This is a genomic window from Mesorhizobium sp. M0244, from assembly GCF_040321795.1.
Classification (GTDB): domain Bacteria; phylum Pseudomonadota; class Alphaproteobacteria; order Rhizobiales; family Rhizobiaceae; genus Mesorhizobium.
The window spans coordinates 1-5,617 of record NZ_JAMYSE010000170.1; the positions used below are offsets into that span (position 1 = coordinate 1).

The following is a 5,617-nucleotide window of genomic DNA, read 5'->3' on the forward strand; positions in this document are numbered from 1 at the left end:
CCCCCCCCCCCCCCGCGCCCGCCCGCCCGCGCCCCCCCCCCCCCCCCCCCCCCCCCCGCCCCCCCCCCCCCCCCGCTGCGGCCGCCGCCCGCCCCCCCCCCCCCCCCCACCGCCGATGACTAGGGTCAGCGCCCCGGCAGCGCGATCAGGCAAAGCTGTCGCGCTGGCTGGTCGCCGTGCCGGTGAAGCGCCCGCGCACCACGCCTACGACCGCGCCAAGCACCAGCCAGAACACCAGATTGGTCAGCGTCACCGCCACCACGAACTGGTGATGCAGGCCTTCCGGGATCGCCGTCTCGAAACTGTCGGGCTGCGGCGCGCCGACAATATGCGGCGCTGCGATCAACGCCACGGCAAGCAGCGCCAGCGGCAGCGATTTGCGAAACGTGATCAGGCCGAGGCCGGCCGCGGTCGCTACCACAGTTGCCCACCACCAGATCTGGCGTTGGACAAGGTCGGCCGCCGGCATCGCCGGCAGTTCCGGCGGCAGGCCGAGGCCAGGCGCCAGCGTGAACACGGCAAAGCCGGCCAGCCCCCAGAACAGGCCCTGGCGCCAATTGCCGATGCCGCCGGCGAACTCCGATACCGCAACCAGCACCAGCGCAAAGCCGATCCCGGTGACGATATTGGCAACGACGCTGAAGGCAAAGCGCTCGAAACCGTCGGCCGGCGCCCAGCCTTCGTCCTCCGCCGGAGCGATCGCTTCAGCCGGTGCCGGCGCGGCGCTGCTCATAGCCGTCGTGCCCGTGGCGTTTTCGGCCGGTGCTGCTGGCGCAGCGGCATGGTCATGGCCGCCGCCGGCCTGTTCGTAGACTTCCGCCTTCAGGATGAGCGGCACCGTGGCATAGGCCTGCATGCAGGCGAGAAGGACGCCGGCCACGAGCCCTGCGATCGCCGCGATGAACACGACGTTGCGAAACAATGTCATGATGTCAGCCCCTTGTCAGTGGCAGGGAAACGCCATCGAATGGCGATAGTCGTGAGCGGCATTGTGGACCGCATCGATATGCGAAAAGCCGACAAAGCCCATGACGAAGATGCCGAGGAATGCAGCAAGCGCCAGCTGCATGAAACGCGATTGCGAGGAGACGGAAGCGCCGAGCGAGACGGAAGCGGTATTCATGTCTTGTCCTTTCGCCCTCCACCCGAGGGCATAGAAGTCAGTTTCCTGTCGCCGGCAGGTCTCCTGGCTCGCGGATCAGCGCCCTTCCCCACCTTCCCGAAGACGAATCTTCAGTGGCATATGGAGAGGACTACCGCACACAGTTGCGGGGGCAGCCACGGCATTGGGCAAGAAGTTTGCCCGCACCGCATTCCCTTAGAGCGCCGTGCGTCCAAATGGACGCACAAAGGACGCTCTAACACTTAGACTCTGCGTATGACCTTTCCGGAACCGATTCCGGTTCCGGGATCATGCGCGGTTCCAAACGGAACCGACGACATCGGCGACTATAGGCAGAATCGCCGCGCCCGGCAAACCAAATTCCGCCGGATCGTGTGGCGAATGCGCCGTCTCGCCAAGCCGGCCGGCCGGCGCCGCAATTGACAATTTTTGCGGCCGGGTGTCGGCTGGCGCAGGGGAGGAAGCCAGTCATGCAACCCAGCTCGAACGAGCACGATCCCTATAACGGCCTGACGCGGGCCGAGCCGACGCTGCCGTCGCCGGCCTATTGGGACATCGCGGGCTACCAGCGCGATCTCGACGCCATCTGGCATCGCAACTGGGTGCTCGTCTGCCGAGAGGCCGACCTTGCCCAGCCGCTGGCTTTCAGGACGTTCCGTATAGGCACGCAAGAGGTCGTCGTGCTGCGCGACGAGACCGGCGAATTGCGTGCCTTCCACAACACCTGCCGGCACCGCGGCTCGCAGCTTTGCCAGGAAAGCGAGGGCCGGCTGAAGGCGCGGCTCATCACCTGCCCCTATCACGCCTGGTCCTATTCGCTGCGCGGCGATCTGGTGCGCGTGCCGTCGAAATCGCTGCCTGACCGCTTCGATAAGGCCGATCATCCGCTCTACCGGGTGGCGCTGTCGGTGTGGCGCGGTTTTGTCTTCGTCAACCTCGCGGAAGACGCTGCCGGCTCGGCTGAAACATCCTTCGATCCGGCATCCGGCAACCTCGCCAACTGGCCGCTGGAAACGCTGCTGAGCGGCCATATGCTGCGCAAGGTGATGAACTGCAACTGGAAGATTTTCTGGGAAAACTTCAACGAGTGCCTGCATTGCCCCGGCGTCCATAAGGACCTGTCGCGGCTGGTGCCGATCTATGGCCGCGGCCTGATGGGCCGCCACGACGATCCCGAATGGGCTCGCCATGCCGACAATGACGCGCCGGAATTTTCCGGCGGCTTGCGGGCAGGAGCCGAGACCTGGTCGCGCGACGGGCGCGTCCACGGCTCGGTCTTTTCCGGCCTGACGCCGGCCGAGCGTACCGCCGGGCAGACCTATGCCACCAGCCTGCCGTCGATGTTCATCGTCGGCCACGTCGACTATGTCAGGACCGTGCGGCTGGTGCCGCTTGGGCCGGAGCAGACCGAACTCACCGCCGAATGGCTTTTTTCGCCCGAAGCGCTCGCCGATCCGGCGGCGGACATCGACAATATCGTCGCCTTCGGTACCCAAGTGCTGGAGGAAGACGCTGACATCTGCGAGGTCAACCAGAAGGGCCTCCGCTCGATGCGCCACAAGGCCGGCGTGCTGATGCCCGAGGAATATGACTTGCACCGCTTCCACAACTGGGTGCGCGACCGGCATGCGGCGCTTGAACATCAAAGCGATTTGGGCAGATAGCGCCAGGTGACGAAGCCACAGGCAGCGGCCAACACGCCGAGCGTCGCGAAAACCGCGCCCAGGCCGAAGAACGCCAGCACCACCGAATAGACCAGCGGCGGCGTCAGCTCGGAAAAGTCGAGATAGGTGCGGTAGACCGCCGCCATCTGCGCCCGCTCATAGGAGCGCACCGAGCGCATGAAGGCGGTCGAGCCCAGCGCATCGAGCGCAATGGTGAAGAAGGCGCCGCAAAGCAGCAATGCGCCGCTGACGAGCGGTGCCGCCTCGCCGACGGCGCCGGCCGCCAGCAGCGTCGCCGACATGGCGAAATAGGCGAACGTCATGGTTCGCCGGCCGCCGAAACGCTTTCCTGCCCTGCCCCAAAAGATGGCCATGAACAGCAGCGCATTGCCGGCCGAAACCAAAAGGCCGCCGGCCAGCTTGCCCTCGCCGGTGATCACCATAAACAACGGCCCATAGACGAAGAACGTCGTCCAGAAGCAGGAGCGGCCGAAGGCGATCAGCCAGGCGAGCCTCAGCCTTGGCTGCGCGACGAAGCGGCCGATATTGGCCAGAGGATTGACCGGCCGTGTCTTGCCAGGGCGGATCGACTGGTTGTCGCCGAGCCGATAGGTCCAGAACAGCGCCAGCAAGGCCATGGCGAAGACGGCCACCGCGCCATGCGCCGCATAGATGCCGAAACGTGTGTAGAGGAAAATGCCGAGCGTCGGCCCGGCGGTCCAGGCAAGCATCGACCACGCCATGCGCAGCGACTCGGCCTGCATGAAGTCGGTCTTGCGGATATGGTCCATGATGTAGAGGTTGAGCGTGATCGCCAGCGCGCCGGCGCCGACGACGCGGCAGAGCATGCCCACCACTTGGCCGGCCAGCGTATGGGTGACGAAGAACAGCGAGCCGACGGCCAGCAGGCAGGCGCCGGCGGTATAGACCCAGCGCCGGGCAAAGCGCCGGATCAGCATCGGCATGAACAGCGTCGCCGACAGGCCGAGCATCGCCACGATCGTGTAGAGGATCGAAACGATCTGCTCGTTGTGCAGAATCTCATAGGCCTGGATCGGGATGACGCTGGACACGGTGGCGCGCGCGAAGGATTCGACCGCATAAAGCGAGGCGAAGGTGCGTGCATCCGCCGGCCGCAAGGCCGCAAGCCAGATCGGATGGCGCACATGTGTAGCCATTGCTTTCCCCGAAGCAGAATCGCCCGAAGCAGGTTTGGAGCACAAATCTGCCGTGGCGTTGCCTCGGCGGGTAACAGGAAACCGACGCCTTCACGGCAAAAAGCGAAGCCGGCCAAAGGCTTTCCGGCTCTGGCCTAAAGCGAGCCATGATGCTGAACGGCCGCAGCCGGTACAACGCGAGGCACGGCCTGCTTCTTTTGTCGGGGGCAACCGTGATAGTCGTCTTGCCGGGGCTGAACCAAGACAACGAGACCAATGAGCATCGACACGCCGACCGCCTCCGTTCAGGACCAACCAAAGTTGAAGCGCATCGCCGCCATCGACATCGCACGCGGCGTCGCTTTGCTTGCCATGGCGAGCTATCATTTCACCTGGGATCTCGAATTCTTCGGTTACACCGATCCCGGCCTCACCGCTTTCGGCTGGTGGAAATTCTACGCGCGCTGCATCGCCTCAAGCTTCCTGTTCCTGGTCGGCGTCAGCCTCTATCTTGCCCATGGCAGAAAGATCCACTGGACCGGCTTCTGGAAGCGTTTCGCCATGGTTGCCGGGGCCGCCCTCGCAATATCGCTGGTCACTCGCATCGCCACGCCGGATGGCTTCATCTTCTTCGGCATATTGCACGAGATTGCGCTGGCCAGCCTGCTCGGCCTGGCGTTCCTGCGGCTGCCAGCGCTGCTGACGCTGCTTGTCGCGGCGTTTGTCGTCGCCGCGCCCGTCTATCTGCGATCCGCGGTTTTCGATCATCCGGCCCTATGGTGGGTCGGGCTGTCGGCGACCAATCCGCGCTCCAACGACTACGTTCCGCTGCTGCCCTGGTTCGGCGCCGTGCTTGCCGGCATCGCGGCTACCAAACTCGCCGCCACCTCCGGCGTGCTGACGCGGCTGTCGACCTTGGCGCCCGGCCGCTGGGCAAATCCGCTGGTCTTCATCGGCCGGCACAGCCTTGCCTTCTATCTGATCCATCAGCCAGTGCTGATCGGCTCGGTCTGGCTGTTTTCGCAAGTCATGCCGGCGCAAGTCGAAACCAGGGAGATGAACTTCCTGAAATCCTGCCAAATATCCTGCGAGCAGACGCGCGACACCGAGTTCTGCTCCAGCTATTGTGTCTGCATGCTGGACACTCTCCAGGGCGAAGCCTCGCTTGATCGGCTTTACAGCAATGACCAGTCCCCGGAGTGGAAGGCGCATATTGGCGAGCTCGCCGGCACCTGCACGGCCAGGACCGAGAGCACGCTGGGAGGACAACAATGACCGACAGTCACCCGAAACCCGTGCAGCAGAGTCCTGGTCAGCCGAAATTGGGGCACATACCATGGCCGCCGCTGATCTATATCGCCGCCATCGCCGGTAGCGTCGCGCTAGGGCTGTTTTATCCGCTGCCATGGATCGGCGATCTTCTCGGCGACATCCTGTTCGCCGCCGGCCTTGTGGCGCTGTTGGCGGTCGCCGCGCTCTGGTTCACGGCGATCCGCACCATGATCCGCGCGAAAACGACGCTCAACCCGAACGGCGTGCCGGATCATCTGGTGACCACCGGGCCCTTCGCCGTCAGCCGCAATCCGATCTATCTCGCCAACACGCTGCTGCTGGTCAGCCTCGCCTTTGTCTTGCGGAGCGCGAGGTCGGTACGCTAGAAACAACAACCAACC

At 64.7% G+C, this 5,617-nt stretch carries 6 protein-coding genes and 1 riboswitch; of the genes, 3 read left to right on the forward strand and 3 right to left on the reverse strand.

The window, feature by feature from the left end:
- Positions 1-145 precede the first annotated feature (145 nt).
- Both NKJ08_RS38020 and NKJ08_RS38025 read right to left on the reverse strand, forming a co-directional pair.
- A complete protein-coding gene (locus tag NKJ08_RS38020; protein WP_352786293.1) occupies positions 146-928 on the reverse strand; it encodes a CbtA family protein in 783 nt (260 codons plus the stop codon).
- A gap of 15 nt (positions 929-943) precedes the next feature.
- Positions 944-1,123 carry a CbtB domain-containing protein gene (locus NKJ08_RS38025; RefSeq protein WP_091575531.1) on the reverse strand — a complete coding sequence of 60 codons (180 nt, stop codon included), beginning with the start codon at positions 1,121-1,123 and terminating at the stop codon, positions 944-946.
- Between the two features lie 36 nt (positions 1,124-1,159).
- A riboswitch (cobalamin riboswitch) is annotated at positions 1,160-1,362 on the reverse strand.
- Positions 1,363-1,593: 231 nt separating this feature from the next.
- On the opposite strand from NKJ08_RS38025, the gene NKJ08_RS38030 reads away from it, so the two are divergent.
- Positions 1,594-2,787, forward strand: coding sequence for an aromatic ring-hydroxylating oxygenase subunit alpha (locus NKJ08_RS38030; protein WP_352786295.1), 1,194 nt, complete (start codon positions 1,594-1,596; stop codon positions 2,785-2,787).
- On the opposite strand, the gene NKJ08_RS38035 is transcribed toward NKJ08_RS38030, so the two are convergent.
- A complete protein-coding gene (locus tag NKJ08_RS38035) occupies positions 2,766-3,965 on the reverse strand; it encodes an MFS transporter (protein WP_352532232.1) in 1,200 nt (399 codons plus the stop codon). The genes NKJ08_RS38030 and NKJ08_RS38035 overlap by 22 nt on opposite strands.
- 255 nt (positions 3,966-4,220) lie before the next feature.
- Between NKJ08_RS38035 and NKJ08_RS38040 the strand changes: the two genes are divergently transcribed.
- Positions 4,221-5,219 carry a heparan-alpha-glucosaminide N-acetyltransferase gene (locus NKJ08_RS38040; RefSeq protein WP_352779757.1) on the forward strand — a complete coding sequence of 333 codons (999 nt, stop codon included), beginning with the start codon at positions 4,221-4,223 and terminating at the stop codon, positions 5,217-5,219.
- Positions 5,216-5,602, forward strand: coding sequence for a methyltransferase family protein (locus NKJ08_RS38045; RefSeq protein WP_502906391.1), 387 nt, complete (start codon positions 5,216-5,218; stop codon positions 5,600-5,602). The genes NKJ08_RS38040 and NKJ08_RS38045 overlap by 4 nt, the downstream gene beginning before the upstream one ends.
- Positions 5,603-5,617: the final 15 nt, after the last annotated feature.

What these genes read in the sequence shown, in the direction of transcription:
- NKJ08_RS38020 (WP_352786293.1), bottom strand. Translation starts at nt 928, where the DNA reads ATGACATTGTTTCGCAACGTCGTGTTCATCGCGGCGATCGCAGGGCTC.
- NKJ08_RS38025 (WP_091575531.1), bottom strand. Translation starts at nt 1,123, where the DNA reads ATGAATACCGCTTCCGTCTCGCTCGGCGCTTCCGTCTCCTCGCAATCG.
- NKJ08_RS38030 (WP_352786295.1), top strand. Translation starts at nt 1,594, where the DNA reads ATGCAACCCAGCTCGAACGAGCACGATCCCTATAACGGCCTGACGCGG.
- NKJ08_RS38035 (WP_352532232.1), bottom strand. Translation starts at nt 3,965, where the DNA reads ATGGCTACACATGTGCGCCATCCGATCTGGCTTGCGGCCTTGCGGCCG.
- NKJ08_RS38040 (WP_352779757.1), top strand. Translation starts at nt 4,221, where the DNA reads ATGAGCATCGACACGCCGACCGCCTCCGTTCAGGACCAACCAAAGTTG.
- NKJ08_RS38045 (WP_502906391.1), top strand. Translation starts at nt 5,216, where the DNA reads ATGACCGACAGTCACCCGAAACCCGTGCAGCAGAGTCCTGGTCAGCCG.